The following is a 21,758-nucleotide window of genomic DNA, read 5'->3' as shown; positions in this document are numbered from 1 at the left end:
GTGAGGCGTGGTCGTGGCACCCGGGATGCCGCACAATGTGCGCACCATGACCCTGACCGAACTCCGCTACATCGTTGCCGTTGCCCGCGAGCGCCATTTTGGGCGCGCCGCTGAGGCTTGCTTCGTCTCCCAGCCCACCTTGTCGGTGGCCGTGAAAAAGCTGGAAGACGAGCTCGACGTCAAGCTGTTCGAGCGTGGCAGTGCCGAGATCACCGTCACCCCGCTGGGCGAGGAAATCGTGCGCCAGGCCCAGGCGGTGCTGGAGCAGGCGCAGGCCATCAAGGAAATTGCCAAGCGCGGCAAGGACCCACTGGCCGGCCCGCTGCGCCTGGGGGTCATCTACACCATCGGCCCCTACCTGCTGCCGGAGTTGGTGCGCTCGGCCATCAGCCGTGTGCCGCAGATGCCCCTGATGCTGCAGGAGAACTTCACCGCCAAGCTGCTGGAGATGCTGCGCGCCGGTGAGCTGGACTGCGCCATCCTGGCCGAGCCTTTCCCGGACACCAACCTGGCCGTGGCACCGCTGTACGACGAGCCTTTTTTGGTGGCGGTGCCGCGCAGCCATCCGCTGGCACAGCGAGGATCCATCGGCGCCGAAGAGCTCAAGCGCGAAACCATGCTGCTGCTGGGTGCCGGCCACTGTTTCCGTGACCACGTGCTGGAGGTCTGTCCCGAGTTCGCGCGTTTCTCCAGCGCCACCGAAGGCATCCGCAAGAGCTTCGAGGGCTCCTCACTGGAAACCATCAAGCACATGGTGGCCGCCGGCATGGGGGTGACCGTGGTGCCGCGCCTGTCGGTGCCGGTCGAGCCGCATCCGCATGTGGTGTATGTGCCGTTTGAGGGCGAGCCGCCCACGCGCCGGGTGGTGCTGGCCTGGCGCCGCAGCTTCACCCGCTACGAGGCCATTGCGGCCTTGCGCAATGCCATTTACGCCTGCCCGCTGGAAGGCGTCACGCGCCTGACCGACTGAGCTGCCGGGGCGCCGAGGGTTCAGGCGCCCGGCTGGTGATCAGACTCTGAAGCGGGTGTTTCCGCGGCCGAGGGCGACTCGAAGCAGTCCACCACCGTGAAGTACAGCGAGGCATAGAACGCCGAGGCCACCCACATGCCACCGGCAATGGCCAGCACATTGCCCAGCAAGGGCACGGGAATCTGGCTGAGGATGAAGCGGTCGAACAGGCCCAGGGCCAGCACCACGCCGAACCAGCACAGCCCATACACGGCGAAGGCGCCCAGGTTGCGCCAGCACGCCACGATGCTGAAGAACAGCGCCTTGCTCACCGGCAGGCGGGCCCACAGGATCAGGGCCGGGGCGTGCCAGAACAGCAGAGAGACCGGCAGCGTCAGCAGCACGCGCCACAGGATGTCCTGCTGCACGAGCGGATTGTTGACCAGCTCGGCGGTGTTCTCAGCGGCTTCGAACACCGCGGCAACCTCTTCGGCACCTGGGCCCATCAGTTGCGCCAGTTGCATGATCAACAAGGTGGCCATGACGTAGCCCCCTGCCAACTGGGCCAAGGTTCGGCGTGGGCTGTGGGCGCCTTTGAAAGCCTCGAACAGCACCCCGGGGTGGAAGCGTTCACCCTTCAGCACCTTGCGGGTGGCCTGCATGAAGCCCAGCCACATCAGGGGCATGCAGCCCACCACCAGCAGAGGGCCGACCACGGGCAGGCCGATCAGCAACAGCGCCGCCGAGACGCACAGGCCCAGCAACCCGACAAACTGGAAGGGCTGGCGGCGGCTCACCTGCAGACCCTGCCGCAGCCAGACGTAACCTTGCGAGGCTTTGACGATGTGGAGCTTCATGCGAGGTCGGCCTGGCGGCTGTAGGACCAGGGCTGTTGGCGGCGCAGGGTGAGCACGCGCTCGAAGTGGGTGGGGTCGTGCGGCTGCAGCATGGCCGCATCGCGCGGCAGGAAGTAGTCCCACAGACGCGAAGTCCAGAAACGCAGTGCGGCGGCGCGCAACAGGGCCGGCAGCAAGGCCAGCTCGGCGTCGGTCAGTCGGCGTTCGGCGTCGTAGGCGGCGACAAAGGCATGCGCGCGCGCCGGGTCCAGCGCGCCGGTGGCCAGGTCAATGCACCAGTCGTTCAGGCACACGGCGATGTCGAAGGCAAAGGTGTCACAGCCGGCAAAGTAGAAGTCGAAAAAGCCCGACAGGGTGGGGCCGTCGAACATCACGTTGTCACGGAACAGGTCGGCGTGGATGGGGCCTTGCGGCAGCGACTGGTAGGCCTCGGTGCGGGCCAGCTCTTGCTGGAACTGCAGCTCGGATTCGATCAGCGCGGCCTGCTCGGTGTTCAGGTGCGGACGGACCACGGGGATGGTCTCCGTCCACCAGGACAGGCCCCGCAGATTGGGCTGCTGATGCGGGTAGTCGCTGCCGGCCTGGTGCATGCGCGCCAGCATCGCGCCCACCTGGGCGCAGTCGGCCACCTGGGGGCTGAGCTGGTTGCGCCCCTTCAGGCGCGTCACCACGGCGGCGGGCTTGCCCTTGAGTGTGTGCAGGATCTCGCCTTGGGCATTGGCCTGCGGCGCCGGCACCGGGATGCCGCGCTGCGCCAGGTGGTGCATCAGGTTCAGATAGAAGGGCAGCTGCGCAAAGCTCAGGCGTTCGAACAGGGTCAGCACGAAGTCACCCTGGTCGGTGCTGACGAAGTAGTTCGTGTTTTCAATGCCGGAGGCGCAGCCCTGCAGGGACTGCAAGGTGCCCAGACCCAGGGTGGACAGCAAGCCAGCTGCTTCCTGTGGGGAGACTTCGGTGAAAACGGCCATGAGATGGAGGGAGCAAAGAGGGGTGAAGTCGCGCCTGGGACACACGTTTAGGGGAAAGCCCGGGCCGCAGGTGAGGGCCTGAACGCCGGGATTGCGCGAAAACCCCCAGGCTGCAGGGGTGTCGGAAGCCGTGATTGTAGAAGTCTGCGCATGTCGATCTGGCAGACTTTTCAACATTGTGAAGACATCCCCGCGCTTGGGCGTGACGGTTGTCCATCCACCCCTCCTGAGGAACCGGTTCCGCATCATGAGCAGCATCACATCGCGCAAGATCTCCCGCACTCTGTCCACCCTGGCGGTGGTCGCCTTGTCTGTGCTTGGCACCTCTGCCATGGCCGAGGAGGAGTTGCGGCCTGCGCCTGCCCCTTGGGGGGTCTATGTGGGTGGCAACCTGGGGGTGGGCGCTGCTCAGTGGGATTGCGATGCCGCGTGCGATCGCGCCCGACTGAGCGGCAAGATTTTCGGTGGCAAGCGCCTGACCCCCGGTCTGGCCGCCGAAGTGAACTACATGGTCTTTGGCGGCATGGACCGTTCCAACGACACAGCGCGGGCCACGGCCACGGGCATCAACGCTGAGCGCCGGCACGTGCGTGCGCTCACTGCCGGCATCAACTGGGAAGTCGAGCTGCTCGAAGGCTTCACCAACCAGATCCGTGTCGGTTGGGCCCTCAAGCGCATCGACAGCGACTTGGCTTTGCGTGGTGGTGCTGACAAGAGCGTGCGTGACTACCGCCAGGCGCCTTACTTTGGCGTCGGCCTGGCCATGAACGTCACCCGCAACGTCCGTCTGCTGCAGAGCTTCGACTACATCATTGACGGCCACGAAAGCCTGTACCTGTTCACGGTGGGCGCGTCGGCCGAGTTCTGATCCCAGCGTCTGCAGGCCCCACAATCCGGGGCATGAACACCCCGGATATGCCTTCTTCTGCTGACGCTGCTGCCGAAGCTCGACCGACCCTGCTGCTGGTCGACGGCTCCAGCTACCTCTACCGCGCCTTCCACGCGATGCCCGATCTGCGCGGGCCGCAGGGCGAGCCCACCGGCGCGATGCATGGCATGGTCAACATGCTGCGTCGCCTGCGTGACGAGGTGCCCTGCGAGCACGCCGTGTGCGTGTTCGACGCCAAGGGCCCGACCTTTCGCGACGAGTGGTACCCCGAGTACAAGGGGCACCGTCCGCCCATGCCCGACGACTTGCGCGCCCAGATCGAGCCCATTCACGAGGTGGTGCGGCTGATGGGCTGGCCCATTCTGGAAGTGCCTGGCATCGAGGCCGATGACGCCATAGGCACGCTCGCCAAGGTGGGCGCCGAAGCCGGTCACCGCGTGGTGGTGTCCACCGGCGACAAGGACATGGCCCAACTGGTGACCGAGCACGTCACCCTGGTCAACACCATGACCAACGAAAAGCTGGACATGGCGGGCGTGGCTGCCAAGTTTGGTGTGCCCCCCCACCTGATCATCGACTACCTGACCCTGATCGGGGACGCCGTGGACAACGTGCCCGGTGTGGAAAAGGTGGGCCCCAAAACTGCCGTGAAGTGGATCGGGGAGCATGGTTCGCTCGACGGCGTGATAGCCGCAGCGGATGCCATCAAGGGCGTGGCGGGCGAGAACCTGCGCAAGGCCCTGGACTGGCTGCCGCTGGGCCGCCGCCTCATCACCATCAAGACCGATTGCGACCTGAGTGCGCACGTGCCGCGTTGGCCCGAGCTGGAGGCCCTGGCCCTGCGCGAGCCGGACACGGCGTCCTTGCTGGACTTCTTCACGCGCTTTGGTTTCCGCACCGAGGCCGCCAAGCTGCGCGGCGGCGCGGCGCCGGCTCCTGCCTCGACGCCGTCGGCCAGGCCTAAAGCCAAGCCGAGCGCCACCGCCGACCTGTTCGATCAGGGCGCATCCGACGAGGCCGGGCACGCGACCGAGGCGTCCCCCGTGACCGTGGCCGCCACGCAGTACGACACCGTGTTGGACTGGCCGACCTTCGATCGCTGGCTGGCCCGCCTGCAGGCAGCCGAACTGGTGGCTTTTGACACCGAAACCGATTCGCTGGACGCCATGCAGGCTCGCATCGTGGGCCTGTCCTTCAGCGATCAGGTGGGCGAAGCCTGCTACATCCCTCTGCGCCACGAAGGGGTGGATGCTCCGGCGCAGTTGCCGCTGGACGAGGTGCTGGCCCGCTTGAAGCCCTGGCTGGAAGACGCCAGCCGGCCTAAGCTGGGTCAGCACATCAAGTACGACACGCATGTGCTGGCCAACCATGGCATTGCCATCCGCGGCTATGCGCACGACACCATGCTGGAAAGCTATGTGCTCGAAGCCCACCGCAAGCACAACCTGGGCGACCTGGCCCAGCGCCATGTGCATCGCAGTGGCCTGAGCTACGAAGACGTGGCCGGCAAGGGCGCGCAGCAGATCCCGTTTGCCCAGGTGGCGGTGGACAAGGCCGCGCAGTACTCGTGCGAAGACAGCGACCTGACCCTGCATGTGCACCAGACCCTGTGGCCCCGCCTGCAGGCCGAGCCGGCCTTGCGCGACATCTACGAGCGCTTCGAGCTGCCCACCTCGCGGGTGCTGCAGCGCATCGAGCGCAACGGCGTGCTGATCGACAAGGCCTTGCTGCAGCAGCAAAGCCACGAGCTGGGCCAGCGCATCCTCACGCTGGAGCACGAAGCCCACACGCTGGCGGGTCAGCCTTTCAACCTGGGCTCGCCCAAGCAGATTGGCGAGATCCTGTTCAACCAGCTCAAGCTGCCGGTCATCAAGAAGACCGCCACCGGCGCGCCTTCGACCAATGAAGAGGTGCTGGAGAAACTGGCCGAGGACTACCCGCTGCCCGCCCGCATCCTCGAATACCGTGGCATGGCCAAGCTCAAGTCCACCTACACGGACAAGCTGCCCTTGATGATCAACCCGGCCACCGGGCGCGTGCACACCAACTACGCGCAGGCCGTGGCGGTCACCGGTCGCCTGTCCAGCAACGAGCCCAACCTGCAGAACATCCCCGTGCGCACGGCCGAGGGCCGCCGCATCCGTGAGGCCTTCATCGCGCCGCCCGGCCATGTCATCGTCAGCGCCGACTACTCACAGATCGAGCTGCGCATCATGGCTCACATCTCGCAAGACGAGAACCTGCTGCGCGCCTTCGCAGAAGGCCTGGATGTGCACCGCGCCACTGCCAGCGAGATCTTCGGCGTGAGCCCGGACGAGGTCAGCAGCGAGCAGCGCCGTTACGCCAAGGTCATCAACTTTGGGCTGATCTACGGCATGAGCGCGTTCGGCCTGGCGTCCAACCTGGGCATCGAGCGCAGCGCGGCGGCCGCCTACATCGACCGCTACTTCATGCGCTATCCCGGTGTGAAGCGCTACATGGACGAGACCCGCGCCCAGGCCAAGGCTCAGGGCTATGTCGAGACCGTGTTCGGGCGCCGCTTGTGGCTGCCCGAGATCAACAGCCCCAACGGCCCCAGCCGCGCGGGTGCCGAGCGCGCGGCCATCAATGCGCCCATGCAGGGCACAGCGGCCGACCTGATCAAGCTGTCGATGGTGGCGGTGCAGGATGCGCTGGACGCCCAAGGCAAGGCCACCTTGATGATCATGCAGGTGCACGACGAACTGGTGTTCCAGGTGCCCGAGGCCGAACGCGACTGGGTCAAAACCGAGGTGCCGCGCATCATGGCTTCGGTGGCTGATCTGCGCGTGCCCTTGTTGGCCGAGGTGGGGGAGGGGCCCAATTGGGAAGCGGCGCACTGACATGAAACTGTCATCAAATCGATGACTGTCTCGGACTAAACTGAAAGCGGCCGCGCCATGTCCAGCTCCGGATCTGGCGCGGTGTTCAGTTGAGGCAGGGCTGTCAGAGAGGGTGTCGTCAGGTGTCAGAGAACACGCGTTTGAAGTTGTTGAGTCGAGAGCAGGCCATCCTGGCGTTCAACCGTCGGGTGCTGGCGCAAGCCCAGCGCAGCGATGTGCCGCTGCTGGAGCGGCTGCGCTACATCTGCATCGTGTCGTCCAACCTCGACGAGTTCTTTGAGGTGCGCTATGCCGACGTGCTGGAGGCCTCGCGCGCCGGGGCGGGTGACATCGACCGCCAGTACATCGCCGAGGTGGTCAAGCAGTCGCACCAGTTGGTCGAGGATCAGTACCAGATTTTCAATGAAGATGTGGGGCCGGCTTTGCGCCAGGCGGGCATCCTCATTCTCAACCACGCCGACCGCTCCGCCGAGCAGCGTGAGTGGGTCGCCAGCTTCTTTCGCAAGCAAGTGCAGCCGCTGCTGGTGCCGATCGGGCTGGACCCGTCGCACCCCTTCCCGCAGGTCGCCAACAAGACGCTGAACTTCATCGTGCGCCTGGGCGGGCGCGATGCTTTCGGGCGCGACAACGACATCGCCATCGTGCGCATTCCGCGGGTGCTGCCCCGGGTCATCAAGCTGCCGGCGCACCTGGTCGATCCGGGTACGCAGGCCTTTGTGCTGCTGTCCAGCGTGGTCCGGGCTCATCTGGACGAGCTGTTCCCCGGGCGCGAGATCCAGGCGTTTTCGCAGTTCCGTCTCACGCGGGACTCCGATCTGGATGTGGACGAAGACGATGTGACCGACCTGCGACTGGCGTTGCGCTCGAAGATGAGCACGCGCCAGTTCGGGCAGGCGATCCGGTTGGAGGTGGTGCGCAGCTGCCATCAAGATCTGTCGGACTTTCTGCTGGAGCAGTTCGGGCTGAACCAGCAGGCGCTGTTCCAGGTCAATGGCCCGGTGAACCTGGTGCGCCTGACGCAGCTGATCGACCAGGCCGATGGCGAAGACCTGCATTTCCGCCCCTATCAGCCGGGCTGGCCTGACAGCCTGCCGCGTGGGGGCAGCATGTTCGAGCATCTGCGTCACCACGACTGTCTGTTGCACCATCCTTTCGAGTCGTTTGACGCGGTGGTGAGCTTCCTGCGCGAGGCGGTCTACGACCCCGATGTGCTGGCCATCAAGCAGACCATCTACCGCACGGGCAACGAGTCCGTGCTGATGGAGTTGCTGCTGGAGGCGGTGCGCCGTGGCAAGGAAGTGCTGGCCGTGGTGGAGCTCAAGGCCCGCTTTGACGAAGAGGCCAACATCAACTGGGCCGAGCGTCTGGAGGCGCTGGGCGCGCAGGTGGTGTACGGCATCGTGGGCCTCAAGACCCACGGCAAGATGATGCTGGTGACGCGCCGCGAGGGCGGGCGTCTGCGTCGCTACGCCCACCTGTCCACCGGCAACTACAACCCCAAGACCGCGCGGCTCTACACCGACGTGGGCTACCTGACCAGCCAGCCCGACTTGACGGCCGACGTGGACCGCGTGTTCCAGCAGCTGTCCAGCCTGACCCAGATGCGCTCCAGCCGTCAGCTCTTGCTGGCGCCGTCGAGCATGCACACCCAGATGTTGCGCTGCATCGAGCGGGTGGCCGATTCGGCCCGCGCGGGTGGGCCGGCGCGCATCGTCGTCAAGGTCAACTCGCTGACCGACGAGCCGCTGGTGCGGGCGCTGATCGCCGCAGGCCAGGCGGGGGCCCAGATCGACCTGATCGTGCGAGGGGCCTGCATCTTGCCGCCGGGCGTGCCGGGTCAGACCGACCACATCCGGGTGCGCTCGGTGGTGGGGCGCATGCTCGAGCACACGCGGGTGCTGTACTTCCGCTGGGGCGAGGCCGAGCACGACGAGGTGCTCTACCTGTCGAGCGCCGACTGGATGAACCGCAACATGACGCGGCGCATCGAGGTGGCCTGGCCGGTGCGCGACCCGGCGCTGCGCCAGCGTGTGATCGACGAGTGCCTGGTGCCCTATCTGCTCGATGGCAAGGATGCCTGGACCCAGTTCAGCGACGGGCATTACGAGCGTGTGCCGCAAACCGGGCACAGTGCTCAGCAGGCCCTGATGGCCCTGCACGGTGCTGTCATCTGAGCGACGCAGGCGGGCCGCATGATGAGCGGCCAGGGTGCCCACATCGTGGCAAAGGGGATGTCATGGATTTGATCTTGTGGCGACACGCGCAGGCCGAAGACCTGCCGCTGGACGACGAAATGTTGCTCGCGCAGCGCGCGGCGGGCGAGCCCATCGAAGTCCACATCGACTTCCAGGCGGACCTGGCCCGGCGCTTGACCAGCAAGGGCGAGCGCCAGGCCGAGCGCATGGCGGCGTGGCTCAACCAGCGCCTGTCGGAGTCGACGCGTGTGTTGGTGAGCCCGGCACAGCGCACCCAGCAGACCGCTCAGGCGCTGCAGCGTCCGTTCAAGACCGTGGCCTCCATCGACCCGCAGGCCTCGGTGGACGATCTGTTGGCCGCAGCACGTTGGCCTCACGCCAAGGAGTCGGTGCTGATCGTGGGTCACCAACCGACCCTGGGCATGCTGGCTGCCCGCTTGCTGACTGGCCAGGATCTGGCCTGGTCGGTCAAAAAAGGTGGGGTGTGGTGGCTGCGCTCGCGCGAGCGCGATGGGCAGACGCAGGTGACCTTGCATGCGGTCCAAGCCCCCGACTTCCTGTGAGGCGTGGGTGTGAGGCGCGATAATGTGCGTCTATGAGTGTTTCTCCTGTCTCGTCCGTGCCCGCTGAACCGTGCCGCTACCACCACCGCCACCCGGTTCGCGTGTACTGGGAAGACACCGATGCCGGTGGCATTGTCTTCTACGGCAACTACCTCAAGTTCATGGAGCGGGCCCGCACCGAGTGGCTCTCGACCCTGGGCTTTGGGCAAGAGAGCATGCGCCGCGCCGGCGAGGGCATGTTCATCGTGGCCGAAACGACGCTGCGCTACCTCAAGCCCGCGCGGCTGGACGACCAGTTGACCGTGACCGTGGCCGTGACCGACGTGGGCCGCGCCAGCGTGACCTTCGCGCAGGAGGTTTGGCGCGCAGACACCTTGCTGACCCAGGGCATGGTGCGCATCGGCTGGGTGCAGCCGCTGGCGGCGCGTGGCGAGCCGGCGGCGCAGGCCGGCGACGAGGCCTCGGGCGAAGACAGCTTCCGCCCCGCCCGCATCCCGGCCCGCATCCTGGCCATTTTGCCTACCCCGATTTCTGCTTCCAAAGGTTGATCCATGAACCAAGACATGTCCATCTTGACCCTCGTGCTGCACGCCAGCATGGTGGTGCAGATCGTGATGTTGCTGCTTTTGCTGGTGTCGGTGGCCAGCTGGAGCGTGATTTTCAGCAAGGTCAGCAGCCTCAAGCGGGTGCGCCAGGACAATGACGAATTCGACCGTGAGTTCTGGGCCGGCCGCACGCTGCAGGAGCTGTATCAGGACGCCACCAGCGGCAAGAGCGGCCCCAGCGCGCCGCAGGAGCGCATCTTTGCCGCCGGCATGCGCGAGTTCATGAAGCTGCGCGAGCGCCGCGTGGCCGAGGTCGGCACCTTGCTCGACGGCGCACGCCGCGCGATGCGCGCCAGCTATCAGCGTGAGATGGACGCCATCGAGTCCCGTCTGGATTTCCTGGGCTCGGTCGGCTCGGTGTCGCCCTACATCGGGCTGTTTGGCACCGTGTGGGGGATCATGCACGCCTTCACGGGCTTGTCCAATGTGCAACAGGTGTCGTTGGCCACGGTGGCGCCCGGCATTGCCGAAGCCCTGGTGGCCACGGCCATCGGCCTGTTTGCCGCCATCCCGGCGGTGCTGGCGTACAACCGATTTGCACGCGACATTGACCGGGTGGCGATCCAGATGGAGTCCTTCATCGAGGAGTTCTCCAACATCCTGGCCCGCAACGTCTCGCCCGCGATGCCCGGGGCGGCCGATGCGGCCCGTGCGACAGCGGGACGCTGACCGTGGCCGAACTCAATGTCCGTGGCGGTCGCCGCCGCCGCACCCGCAACGAGATGAACATGGTGCCGTTCATCGACGTGATGCTGGTGCTGCTCATCATTTTCATGGTCAGTGCGCCCCTGATGCCCACGGGCGTGGTGGACCTGCCCAGCATGGGCAAGGCCCGTCAGGCGCCCGATAAGGTGATCGAGTTGGTGGTGCAGGACGACCAGCGCGTGCGTCTGCGCGTAAACAACCAGGATGCCGACACCCTGGCGGTGGGCGAGTTGGCCGACCGTGTCAAGGCCCTGCAAGGCGAGGCCGAAGGGGGGCCGACGACCGTGCCCGTCATCATCAGCGCCCGCAAGGATGTGCGCTACGAGGAAGTCGTGTACATCATGGACGTGTTGCAAAAGGCCGGCGTGGCCCGGGTGGGCCTGTCCGTGCGCACCACGGGGGGCTGAGGCGTGAGCACACCGTCCGGCATGGTCATCGGTGCGGCACCGGGCGGGCGTCCGCGTGAAGCGGAGCGCTGGACCGGTCCGGGGCTGTGGCTGGCGCTGGGCGTGCATGGCCTGTTGCTGCTGGCCTTGGCGTTCAGCATGAACTGGAAAATGAGCGATCCGGCACCGGTGGAGGCCGAGGTCTGGTCCGAGATTCCCCGCGTGGCTGGGGGGGCTGCGCCGCCTCCCCCACCTCCGGTGCTGCGTGAGCAGCCGGTGGTGCGCCCTGCGCCCGCGCCGGTCAAGGCCGCGGACCCTGAGCCGGAGCCCCAGCGTCCACCGGACCTGGTGATCGCCAAGACGCCGCCCAAGAAGGCAGAGCTTCGCAAGCCGGAGCCCCAACCGGAACCCAAACCCGAGCCCAAGCCCAAGCGTGAAGAGCTCAAACGCGAAGCGCCCAAGCCGGACGTGGTGAAAAAGCCGGAGCCCAAGAAGCCGGAGCCCCGCAAAGACGCGCCCAAGACCGAGACCGTGGCGAAGCCCTCGAAAGTCACGGACCCCCAGAGTCGCAGCCAGACTGCGGCGGAGCTGGAGGCCCAGCGCCAGGCGAATTTGCAGCGCATGATGTCCTCGCTGGGGGGCGGCAGCGGCGGGCCTGGCACCGCCGCGCGCTCCAGCGGCCCCTCGGCCGGTTATGCCGGTCGCATCATTGCGCGCATCAAGCCCAACATCGTCTTTGCCGAGAGCCTGAGCGGCAACCCACAGGCGGTGGTGGAGGTGCGCTGCGCGCCCGATGGCCGCATCATGTCGCGGCGGCTGGTGTCCTCCTCAGGCGTGGCCGCCTGGGACGAAGCCGTGCTGCGCGCGCTGGACCGCACCGAGGTCTTGCCGGCCGATGTGGATGGCCGGGTGCCGACCCTGATGCAATTGAGCTTCAAACCGCGCGATTTCTGAGTCAGATCGGGTGGGAATTTGCGTTTGCCCCCCGATTCCGGTCATTTTTTTTATAGCATGGTGCAAGCCTGTGCCTCAGGCTGAACCGCGGCGACCGCGTGACCTGGAATGACATGCCTGATACCGACCTGACTTTCTCTTCGCCTGCGCCACTTCCGGAGCCCACACTGAGCTTGGCGCCCCTGGAGCTGGCCGTCGAGGACAGCGAGGAGGTGACGGGCCCGGACAATGGGGTCTTCCGCTGGCCGATGCCGCCTTTTGTGGCGTATCCCCCCGCCACACCGCAGACCGAGTCGGAGCCCTGCGAGATCGAGGGCCTCAACGGTCGGGTGATGCGGGGCCGCCTGAGCTTTTTCGTGCCCCAGGAGGGCGTGGCCCACGTGCAGGTGCCGCCCGCGCGCACGACGATGCCGCTGCATTTCAACCAGTTCCGCAGCCTTCGGCTGACCCGTGCGGTGCTGCCCCAGACCCACAAGGTGGGTTCGGAGGCCGCTCTGGACGCCCTCAACGAGTGCCTGGTCAGCCCCTACCGTGTGACCATCCAGGATGGTGCGGTACTGGAAGGCGTCACCGTGGGGCATGTCGAAACCGCGTTTGGGGTGTTTCTCTTCCCGCCTGTTGGCGAAGAGGGGGCGGTGAACCGCCTGTTTGTGCCGCGTGATGTCCTGACCGACGCCGATTTCGGCGTGCCTCGCGGACCGGGATTCCTGGACACCGAGGTGTTGGCGGGTGAAGAACTCGCGCAGGCGGTCGAGACGCAGGCCGCGCAGCGCAAAGAGAAGTTGAGCGAGGTCTTGCAGAGCCAGTTGGTCGTCACCCGCGAGCAACTGCTGATGGCCATCGACACGCAGAGCAGCATGCCGATGGTGCGCATCGGCGAAGCGCTGATCGCCATGGGCCTGATCAACGAGGAACAGCTCGACAGTGCGCTGGAGCGCCAAAGCCAGGATCGCTCGGTGCCGCTGGGCGAGTTGCTGGTGCAGATGGGTTTGGTCACGTACGAGCAACTGCTGCTCGCCTTGGCGCGCAAGATGGGCTATCCGCTGGTGGACCTGAGCCAGTTCCCTATCGACCCTGACGCATTGACCAAGCTGGCGTACAACGTGGCCAATCGGCTGAAGGTCGTGCCCCTGATGCTGCGCAATGGGGCCCTCATCATCGCCATCGACGACCCGAGCAAACGCCTGGTGCTGTCGGAGATCGAGTTCATTGCCCAGTGCAAAGTGGTGCCGGTGCTGGCACAGGCCGTGCAGCTGGAGACGATGATCAAGGATGCCTACCATCGTCTGGGGGCCGACGTCTGGGATCTGCCTTTCACGCCGGCCACGGACAGTGGCCCGCTGGAGCTGGAGAAGATGAGCTCCGGCAGGCTCATCGAGGATCTGGAGAAGGAAGGGCTCGATCGCACCCAGCAGGATGAGGATCGTCCCATCGAGCAGAGCGACAACTCGCTGGTGCGCCTGATCAACACCATGATCGTCGAGGCCCATGCGCAGGGCGTCTCCGACATCCACATTGAGAGCTACCCCGGTCGCGAGAAGATCAAGATCCGCTTCCGCAAGGATGGGGTGCTGGTGCCGTACCTGGAGTTGCCGCACAACTACCGCTCGGCCATGATCGCGCGCATCAAGATCATGTGCGATCTCGACATCTCCGAGCGTCGCCGACCTCAGGACGGCAAGATCAATTTCGCGCGCTTCGTGCCGCAGTACCGCATCGAGCTGCGGGTGGCCACGGTGCCCACCAACAACGGTCTGGAAGACGTCGTGATGCGGATTTTGAGCTCGGCGCGGCCGCTGCCGCTTGACCAGATCGGCCTGAGCCCGAACAACCTTCATCGCCTGTCGGAGGCCATGGAGCGCTCCTACGGCATGATCCTGTGCGTCGGGCCCACGGGCTCGGGCAAGACCACGACACTGCACTCGGCGCTGAGCTTCATCAACGTGCCCGAGCGCAAGATCTGGACGGCCGAAGATCCGGTGGAAATCACCCAGCCGGGCCTGCGCCAGGTGCAGGTCAACCCCAAGATCGACTGGACTTTTGCCAAGGCGCTGCGCGCCTTCCTGCGTGCCGATCCGGACGTGATCATGGTGGGCGAAATGCGCGATGTGGAGACGGCCGGCATGGCGGTGGAGGCCTCGCTGACCGGTCACCTGGTGCTGTCGACCCTGCACACCAACAGCGCCCCCGAGACGGTGACACGTCTGCTCGACATGGGCATGGACCCGTTCAACTTTGCCGACTCGCTGCTGGTGGTGCTGGCGCAGCGCCTGGTGCGCCGGCTGTGCACGAAATGCCGAGTGGCCGAGCCGGCCAGCGAGGCCTACCTGGACGAGCTGGCGCGCGATTACCTCTATGCCTTCGGTAAGGACAGCACGGTGATGCGTGTGGAAGACGTGCGTGCCGACTGGCTGCAGCGCTTTGCGGTCGAGGGCGCACTGAAGACCTACCGCAGCAAGGGCTGCGAGCATTGCAGCCAGACGGGGTACAGCGGGCGTGCCGGTATCCACGAGTTGATGAGCATCAGCCGGGATCTGCGTCGCTTGATCCAGACCGGTGCACGGGCCGAGGAACTTCAGCACCAGGCCATGCTCGAAGGGATGCGGACCTTGCGTCAGGACGGCATCGAGAAGGTGCTGGCGGGCGTCACCAGTCTGGATGAAGTGCGGGCCACCAGCAATGTCTGAGTGTTGTGCACATTGCCACACACGGATTTTGAAAAAGGTGCAAGATAGTCAGCACGGAAGTTGCTAACTGAATCCGAAAGCCCGGTGCAGGCCGGGTTGGCAAACCTGAGGGTTTGCTCGATCTTTGGTGTTGAGGCGATGCCTGACGTGGCGCGCCGGGTCACCGCGGCTGGTGGTCCGCCCCGTCTCCGGGCATCGATGGCGTGAGTCGATGTTGGGAGGTCTGCATGGACGTGATCAGTCACTTCGCCGCTCGCTACGAGCGCACCCGTGAGGAAGAGTATTCCCTGGAGGAATACCTCGACCTGTGCAAACGCGACAAGCTGGCCTATGCCACCGCGGCCGAGCGCATGCTGCAGGCCATTGGCGAGCCGCAGATGGTGGACACGCGCCACGATCCGCGCCTGTCGCGCATCTTTGCCAACAAGGTCATCAAGCTCTACCCGGCCTTCGAAGAGTTCTACGGCATGGAAGAGGCCATCGAGCAGGTGGTGTCGTACTTCCGGCATGCCGCGCAAGGGCTGGAGGAGCGCAAGCAGATCCTGTATCTGCTGGGGCCGGTGGGCGGGGGCAAGTCGTCGATCGCCGAGCGCCTGAAGCAACTGGCCGAGCATGTGCCCTTCTTTGCACTGAAGGGCTCGCCGGTGAACGAGTCGCCGTTGGGCCTGTTCGATGCGGCGGAAGACGGCCCGATCCTGGAGCAGGAGTACGGCATCCCGCGCCGCTACCTGCAGCGCGTGCTCAGCCCCTGGGCGGTCAAACGCCTGGAAGAGTTTGGCGGTGACATCCGTCAGTTCCGTGTGGTCAAGCGCTACCCCAGCATCCTCAAGCAGGTGGGTATTGCCAAGACCGAGCCGGGCGACGAGAACAACCAGGACATCTCGTCGCTGGTGGGCAAGGTCGACATCCGCAAGCTGGAAACCTATGCGCAAGACGATCCGGATGCCTACAGCTACTCGGGCGGCCTGTGCCTGGCCAACCAGGGGCTGCTGGAGTTCGTCGAAATGTTCAAGGCGCCGATCAAGGTGCTGCACCCGCTGCTGACCGCCACCCAGGAGGGCAACTTCAAGGGCACGGAGGGCTTTGGGGCCATCCCGTTTGATGGGGTGGTGCTGGCCCACTCGAACGAGAGCGAGTGGAAGGCCTTTCGCAACAACAAGCACAACGAGGCGTTTCTCGATCGCATCTACATCGTCAAGGTGCCGTACTGCCTGCGCGTGAGCGAGGAGGTGAAGATCTACGAGAAGCTGATCCGCAGCTCGTCGCTGAGCCAGGCCCCGTGCGCGCCCGGCACACTCAAGATGATGAGCCAGTTCGCGGTGCTGACGCGGCTGAAGGAGCCCGAGAACTCCAGCATTTTCAGCAAGATGCAGGTGTACGACGGCGAGAGCCTCAAGGACACCGACCCCAAGGCCAAGTCCATGCAGGAGTACCGCGACTATGCCGGGGTGGACGAGGGCATGAGCGGCGTCTCCACGCGCTTTGCCTTCAAGATCATCTCCAAGGTGTTCAACTTTGACAGTGCCGAGGTGGCGGCCAACCCGGTGCACCTGATGTACGTGCTGGAGCAGCAGATCGAGCGCGAGCAGTTCCCGGCCGACACCGAGCAGAAGTACATCGCCTACATCAAGGAGATGCTGGCGCCGCGCTATGCCGAGTTCATCGGCAAGGAGATCCAGACGGCCTACCTGGAGAGCTATTCCGAGTACGGCCAGAACATCTTCGACCGCTATGTGACCTACGCCGACTACTGGATCCAGGACCAGGAGTACCGCGACACCGACACGGGCGAAAGCTTCGACCGGGGCGCGCTGAACGCCGAGCTGGAGAAGATCGAAAAGCCGGCGGGCATCGCCAACCCGAAGGATTTTCGCAACGAGATTGTCAACTTCGTGCTGCGGGCGCGGGCCAACAACGGTGGCAAGAACCCGCTGTGGACCAGCTACGAGAAGCTGCGCACGGTGATCGAGAAAAAGATGTTCAGCAACACCGAAGAGCTGTTGCCGGTCATCAGCTTCAACGCCAAGTCCAGCGCCGACGAACTCAAGAAGCACGAGGATTTCGTCAACCGCATGGTGCAGAAGGGCTACACACCCAAGCAGGTGCGGCTGCTGTGCGAGTGGTATCTGCGCGTCCGCAAGTCGTCATGATGACCCGTCCACGCATGACAAAGGCGCTGCATGACACGTCAACACATCATCGACAGACGGCTGGCGGGCAAGAACAAGTCCATCGGCAACCGTGAGCGCTTTCTGCGGCGCTATAAGACGCAGGTGCGCGAGGCGGTGCAGCGCGCCATCAACGGACGCAGCATCCGTGAGCTGGAAAAGGGTGAGGACATCAGCATCCCTAAGCGCGATCTGTCCGAGCCGGTGTTCCACCATGGCGAAGGCGGCAGCCGCGAGGTGGTGCACCCCGGCAACCGCGAGTACGTGCGCGGCGATCGCATTGGCAAACCGCAGGGCGGCCAAGGGCAGGGCAGTGGGCAAGGCGATGCCAGCGACAGCGGCGAGGGCGAGGACGATTTCGTCTTCACCCTGAGCAAGGAAGAGTTCATGCAGGTCTTCTTCGAAGACCTGGCCCTGCCCAACCTGGTGCGCACCGCCCTGGCCGAGGTGCCGGAGTGGAAGAGCCAACGGGCCGGCTATTCCAGCGAGGGGACGCCCAACAACCTGCACGTGGTGCGCTCGATGCGTGGCGCGCTGGGCCGGCGCATCGCTCTGGGGGCCTCGTCGCGGCGGGAGCTGCACGAGCTGGAGGAGAAGCTCGCTACCTTGTGCGCTACTGCGCCCAGCGATGCCACCCTGGCGCACGAGCACGCGGCCGAGGTCGCCCAGCTGGAGGAGCGCATTGCCTACCTGAAGGGGCGCATCCAGGCCATTCCCTATCTGGACCCGATCGACCTGCGCTACCGCAGCCGCGTCAAGGTGCCGGTGCCCACGACCCAGGCGGTGATGTTCTGCGTGATGGACGTGTCGGGCTCAATGGACGAGCAGCGCAAGGAGCTGTCCAAGCGCTTCTTCATCCTGCTCTACCTGTTCCTGACCCGGCATTACGAGAAGATCGATCTGGTCTTCATCCGTCACCATACCCAGGCTCAGGAAGTGAGCGAGCAGGACTTCTTCCATGCGACCGAGACCGGGGGCACCGTGGTTTCCAGTGCCCTGGTGTTGCTGGACCAGATCATCCAGGCGCGCTACCCGAGCCACGCGTGGAACATCTACGTGGCCCAGGCCAGCGATGGTGACAACTGGCACCATGACTCCAGCCGCTGCGGCGAGATCCTGGCGCAGAAGATCTTGCCGCTGGTGCGTTATTTTGCCTATGTGCAGGTCGCCCAGACCGAGCAGAACCTGTGGGACGAGTACCTGGCCCTGAGTGAGTCGCACCCTCACTTTGCGATGCGCAAGGTGCTGGACGCCTCCGAGATCTATCCGGTCTTTCGGGAGCTGTTCAAGAAGGAAGGGGTGTCCGCATGAGCCTGTCTGCATTGCGCAAGCCGCTGCCCGGGGTGTCGGACTGGTCTTTCGAGTTGATTGAGGACTACCACGACGTCATCCGCGCCACGGCCGAGCGCTTCCAGCTCGACACCTATCCCAACCAGCTCGAGATCATCACCGCCGAGCAGATGATGGACGCCTATGCCAGCGTGGGCATGCCGGTGAACTATCGTCACTGGTCTTATGGCAAGGAGTTCATCGCCACCGAGAAGAACTACCGCCGTGGCTTCATGGGCCTGGCCTATGAGATCGTCATCAACGCCAACCCCTGCATCAGTTACCTGATGGAGGAGAACACGATGGCGATGCAGGCGCTGGTCATCGCGCACGCGGCCTATGGGCACAACAGCTTTTTCAAGGGCAATTACCTGTTCCGGATGTGGACGGACGCAGGTTCGATCATCGACTACCTGGTTTATGCAAAACACTACGTCACACAATGCGAGGCGCGTCATGGCGTGGATGCGGTCGAGGCCCTGCTGGACTCCTGTCATGCCCTGATGAACCATGGGGTGGACCGCTACCGGCGCCCGGGCAAGCTTTCGCTGGACAAGGAGCTGGCGCGCCGCGAGGAGCGCGAGGCTTATCTGCAGCAGCAGGTCAACGACCTGTGGCGGACCTTGCCGCGCCGCGCGGACAAGGCCGAGGAGGACACCGTCAAGCGTTTCCCGGCCGAGCCGCAGGAGAACCTGCTGTACTTCATTGAGAAGCACGCGCCGCTGCTGGAGCCCTGGCAGCGCGAGATCGTGCGCATCGTGCGCAAGGTGGCGCAGTACTTCTACCCGCAGCGCCAGACGCAGGTGATGAACGAGGGCTGGGCCACCTTCTGGCACTACACCTTGCTCAACACGATGTACGACGACGGCTGGCTGAGCGACGGCATCATGATGGAGTGGCTGCAGTCGCACACCAATGTGGTCTACCAGCCACCGGTAGGGCACCGGGCGTACAGCGGGCTCAACCCGTATGCGCTGGGCTTTGCGATGTACACCGACCTCAAGCGCATCTGCGAGCAGCCCACGCCGGAGGACCGGGCCTGGTTCCCGGACTTCGCCGGCTCGGCCGAGGGGCAGCCCAAGGAGGCGCACGCCTGGCTGCCGACACTGGACTACGCGATGCGCAACTTCAAGGACGAGAGCTTCATTGGCCAGTACCTGAGCCCGAAGGTGATGCGCGATTTCCGCCTGTTTGCGATCCGCGACGACGAGGCGGCCTCCGAATACGAGGTCAGCGCCATCCATGACGACAGCGGCTACCGGGCCTTGCGTGAGGCCTTGTCACACCAGTACGACCTGGGCTCGCGCGAACCCAACATCCAGGTCTGGAGTGTGAACCTGCGGGGCGACCGCTCTCTGACCCTGCGTCACACCCAGCACAACGACCGGCCCCTGGGTGAGAGCACCCGCGAGGTGCTCAAGCACGTGGCCCGCCTGTGGGGGTTCCCGGTGCACCTGCACAGCATCAATCAGGCGGGCGAGATCCGGCAGCAATGGACGGTGGCCCCGTCCGAGGGGGCTTGAGTTCAGTCGTCGAGGTCGCCCATCAGGCTGTCGGCCGCACGCTGCACCAGGCTGCGCTGTTGCACTGCGGTGACCAGGCCTTGCTCGCGCAGTGTGCACAGCACCTGGCGAGGCAGGGTGTGGATGTCATCGGCCTGACGGCCGGTGAACATGAAGAAGCGTTGGTTGCGGCTCACCCAGATCAGCCGCGAGTTGACCCATTCACCTTGCAGCGAGAGCTTGAACCAGGTGCCCGGGTGCAGTTCCTCGACCCAGGCCTCGGCGGCTTCAGGCCCTGAGGGGGTGTCATCGTCGGGGGCCGTCAGGGCCATGGGCACGGTCGGCAGGGCGCCCACTTGCACCCGAGGCTCGGGATCGGGGTTGAGCTGCGCCCATACCGAGTCGATGTGCTCGGAGCGAATCTGCGAAACGATTTCTTGCGGGGTCAGCTCGGGAGACGCCTCAGCGGGCGTGGCCGGCGTCGGCGGGCTGCGCAGGTAGCGTGCATGCACCACCATCAACTGCTCCATCAGGTCGCCACGCAGCTTGGGGGGCCAGTTGATCAGGGACATGCCCTTGCGCAGTCGCTCGGTGAGCGAGGGCAGCATGGTGCGCAAGCGGTCGCGCTCGTCCAGGGTGGTGGGACGCTGCAGGCTGGTCACCAGGTCTTCCACCACATTGATCAGGCCATGGCTTTCCTCATCGTCCATCTCGGCCTGGGTCATCACACGCACCATGACGTCGACCCAGGGGCCCCGCAGGAAGTCGCTGACGATGATGGGGACGGTGCGGCCTTCCAGGTGCTGCTCGACCTGTTGGTGTAGCAAGCCCTTGAGGGTTTCCAGATGGTCGGCTTCTTCCAGGGCCTTGAGCGTGGCCTCTCGGCTTTCGAGCAACTCCGCGCTCTGGGCATCAATGGCTTGCTGAATGGCCTGGCGGGCCTGGATGAAATCGTCGGCGTGGGGGCTGGTGTTGGTGACCAGGGCGTTGATGATGGGGCGGATCTGCTCGATGAAGGCGTGCTGTGCATCCGCCTCGTCGTGGCGGAAACCACTCACATACGACACCAGGTCGTTGATCAGCTGCCAGCTTGGGTGTTGGAGGTTGTCGACCAGCTGAGGCTCTTGCAGGGCCAGGCGGATCATGCTGGTCTGCAGCTCTTGCACCACGGGCTGCACGGCGGGGACCGAGGCGCTTTCCTTGACCATGCGCTCCAGCAGCAGGCTCAGGTTCTGGATGGCGCGTGGATCGTCAATCTGGGTGCCGATCTGGTTCAGCGGGAGTTGCTGCAGGGCCCGGTCGAGCGCGGCGGTGACCACGGGCGGGCTCATCTGGAGGACGGCGGGCAGGCGTTGCAGCAGGGCGTCGAGCGCACCGGGACGGGTCACGTCCATCGCAGCGGGCGCCGGCGCGTGCGGGTTGATCACGGCCTTGTACTCCACCGGGGTCACACCTTCGTGGTGCAGGTGGAGGTTGGCATCGCCGTAAAAGCGGTGCAGCAGGCGGGCCAGCTCTTTGCCCGCCACGCGCAGCAGCAGCTGACGTTCCGCGCCGGGCAACTGGAGCACGGACACGGCATCGCTCAAGGCACGGGCGAAGGCGGCCGGGCTGAAGGGGTTGGCTTCGGCGCGGATGTCGTTGTCACCGCGCAAGGCCGCGGTGTAGGACTGCAGTTCACGCAGCGACCATTCGGTGACCAGGTCGATCAACTGCACCGTGCGCGCCACCTCAATCGTGGTCTCCGCGGCGGATTCGTCCACCAGGCTGAGCTCGTCCAGCTTGAGGCTGGGGGCCTTGCGTGCGCCACTCGGGTCGGCCTGGCGGGCTTGCCGTGCCAGCGCGACCTCCGACTGAAAGCGGTGGGTCAGGGCCTCGTGGAAGCGCAACTGGTGCTGCTGGAGGAGGCTGGCGACACCGAACACCAGTTGTCGGTCCTGGGCCACGGCCAGATCGCCCTTGGGCGCACGCAGGGCATCGAGCGTGCGGCGGATCACGTTGTTGGCCAGTTCGGGCAGTTGGCCGATCAGGCGCTCGCAGTGGGCGTGGAACGGAGGGGTTTCGGAGGTCATCGACGCGGCAGTGTGGGTGGAGCGGGTCTGAGCCTGATTTTGCAGGCAATTGTCACATTTGTCAGAGCCTT

The 21,758-nt window shown here is 65.3% G+C and carries 16 protein-coding genes; 13 read left to right on the top strand and 3 right to left on the bottom strand.

Annotated features, from left to right (window positions below):
* The first annotated feature begins 46 nt into the window (after positions 1–46).
* Positions 47–970 carry a LysR substrate-binding domain-containing protein gene (locus AC3WW4_RS14675; protein ID WP_488829201.1) on the top strand — a complete coding sequence of 308 codons (924 nt, stop codon included), beginning with the start codon at positions 47–49 and terminating at the stop codon, positions 968–970.
* Between the two features lie 20 nt (positions 971–990).
* Here the strand turns inward: AC3WW4_RS14675 and AC3WW4_RS14670 are convergent, their stop codons facing one another.
* Entirely contained in the window at positions 991–1,806 is an 816-nt protein-coding gene (locus AC3WW4_RS14670; protein WP_488829200.1) for a BPSS1780 family membrane protein, read from the bottom strand.
* Positions 1,803–2,774: a homoserine kinase gene (locus AC3WW4_RS14665; protein WP_488829199.1), complete on the bottom strand. Its 972-nt coding sequence runs from the start codon at positions 2,772–2,774 to the stop codon at positions 1,803–1,805. Before AC3WW4_RS14665 ends, AC3WW4_RS14670 begins: the two co-directional genes overlap by 4 nt.
* A 247-nt stretch (positions 2,775–3,021) precedes the next feature.
* Between AC3WW4_RS14665 and AC3WW4_RS14660 the strand changes: the two genes are divergently transcribed.
* The 12 genes from AC3WW4_RS14660 to AC3WW4_RS14605 all read left to right on the top strand — a co-directional run bounded on the left by AC3WW4_RS14660 (position 3,022) and on the right by AC3WW4_RS14605 (position 19,639).
* The gene (locus AC3WW4_RS14660; RefSeq protein WP_488829198.1) at positions 3,022–3,642 is read left to right on the top strand and encodes a porin family protein; all 621 of its coding nucleotides are present in this window, start codon (positions 3,022–3,024) and stop codon (positions 3,640–3,642) included.
* 32 nt (positions 3,643–3,674) lie between these two features.
* Positions 3,675–6,524 (top strand): DNA polymerase I, encoded by a 2,850-nt coding sequence (polA, locus tag AC3WW4_RS14655; RefSeq protein ID WP_488829197.1) that lies wholly within the window; start codon positions 3,675–3,677, stop codon positions 6,522–6,524.
* Between the two features lie 122 nt (positions 6,525–6,646).
* A complete protein-coding gene (ppk1, locus tag AC3WW4_RS14650) occupies positions 6,647–8,698 on the top strand; it encodes a polyphosphate kinase 1 (RefSeq protein WP_488829196.1) in 2,052 nt (683 codons plus the stop codon).
* Between the two features lie 62 nt (positions 8,699–8,760).
* The gene (locus AC3WW4_RS14645) at positions 8,761–9,282 is read left to right on the top strand and encodes a SixA phosphatase family protein (RefSeq protein WP_488829195.1); all 522 of its coding nucleotides are present in this window, start codon (positions 8,761–8,763) and stop codon (positions 9,280–9,282) included.
* A 32-nt stretch (positions 9,283–9,314) separates the two neighbouring features.
* Positions 9,315–9,830 (top strand): tol-pal system-associated acyl-CoA thioesterase, encoded by a 516-nt coding sequence (locus AC3WW4_RS14640; RefSeq protein WP_488829194.1) that lies wholly within the window; start codon positions 9,315–9,317, stop codon positions 9,828–9,830.
* 3 nt (positions 9,831–9,833) lie between these two features.
* Positions 9,834–10,556: a protein TolQ gene (tolQ, locus tag AC3WW4_RS14635; RefSeq protein WP_488829193.1), complete on the top strand. Its 723-nt coding sequence runs from the start codon at positions 9,834–9,836 to the stop codon at positions 10,554–10,556.
* A gap of 2 nt (positions 10,557–10,558) precedes the next feature.
* Entirely contained in the window at positions 10,559–10,999 is a 441-nt protein-coding gene (locus AC3WW4_RS14630) for a biopolymer transporter ExbD (protein WP_488829192.1), read from the top strand.
* Positions 11,000–11,002: 3 nt separating this feature from the next.
* Positions 11,003–11,932, top strand: coding sequence for a cell envelope integrity protein TolA (tolA, locus tag AC3WW4_RS14625; RefSeq protein ID WP_488829191.1), 930 nt, complete (start codon positions 11,003–11,005; stop codon positions 11,930–11,932).
* A 113-nt stretch (positions 11,933–12,045) separates the two neighbouring features.
* Entirely contained in the window at positions 12,046–14,619 is a 2,574-nt protein-coding gene (locus AC3WW4_RS14620) for a GspE/PulE family protein (RefSeq protein ID WP_488829190.1), read from the top strand.
* A 227-nt stretch (positions 14,620–14,846) separates the two neighbouring features.
* On the top strand, positions 14,847–16,769 hold the full coding sequence (locus AC3WW4_RS14615; RefSeq protein ID WP_488829189.1) for a PrkA family serine protein kinase: 1,923 nt from the start codon (positions 14,847–14,849) through the stop codon (positions 16,767–16,769).
* A gap of 30 nt (positions 16,770–16,799) precedes the next feature.
* Positions 16,800–18,098 carry a YeaH/YhbH family protein gene (locus AC3WW4_RS14610; protein ID WP_488829188.1) on the top strand — a complete coding sequence of 433 codons (1,299 nt, stop codon included), beginning with the start codon at positions 16,800–16,802 and terminating at the stop codon, positions 18,096–18,098.
* The gene (locus tag AC3WW4_RS14605) at positions 18,095–19,639 is read left to right on the top strand and encodes a SpoVR family protein (RefSeq protein ID WP_488829187.1); all 1,545 of its coding nucleotides are present in this window, start codon (positions 18,095–18,097) and stop codon (positions 19,637–19,639) included. Before AC3WW4_RS14610 ends, AC3WW4_RS14605 begins: the two co-directional genes overlap by 4 nt.
* Before the next feature lie 2 nt (positions 19,640–19,641).
* Here the strand turns inward: AC3WW4_RS14605 and AC3WW4_RS14600 are convergent, their stop codons facing one another.
* Positions 19,642–21,687 (bottom strand): DUF1631 family protein, encoded by a 2,046-nt coding sequence (locus AC3WW4_RS14600; protein ID WP_488829186.1) that lies wholly within the window; start codon positions 21,685–21,687, stop codon positions 19,642–19,644.
* Between the last annotated feature and the right edge of the window lie 71 nt (positions 21,688–21,758).

The organism is Aquabacterium sp. TM01, from assembly GCF_057808345.1.
Note: the sequence above shows the minus strand (reverse complement) of the source record. Positions and strands in the feature narration are given on the sequence as shown.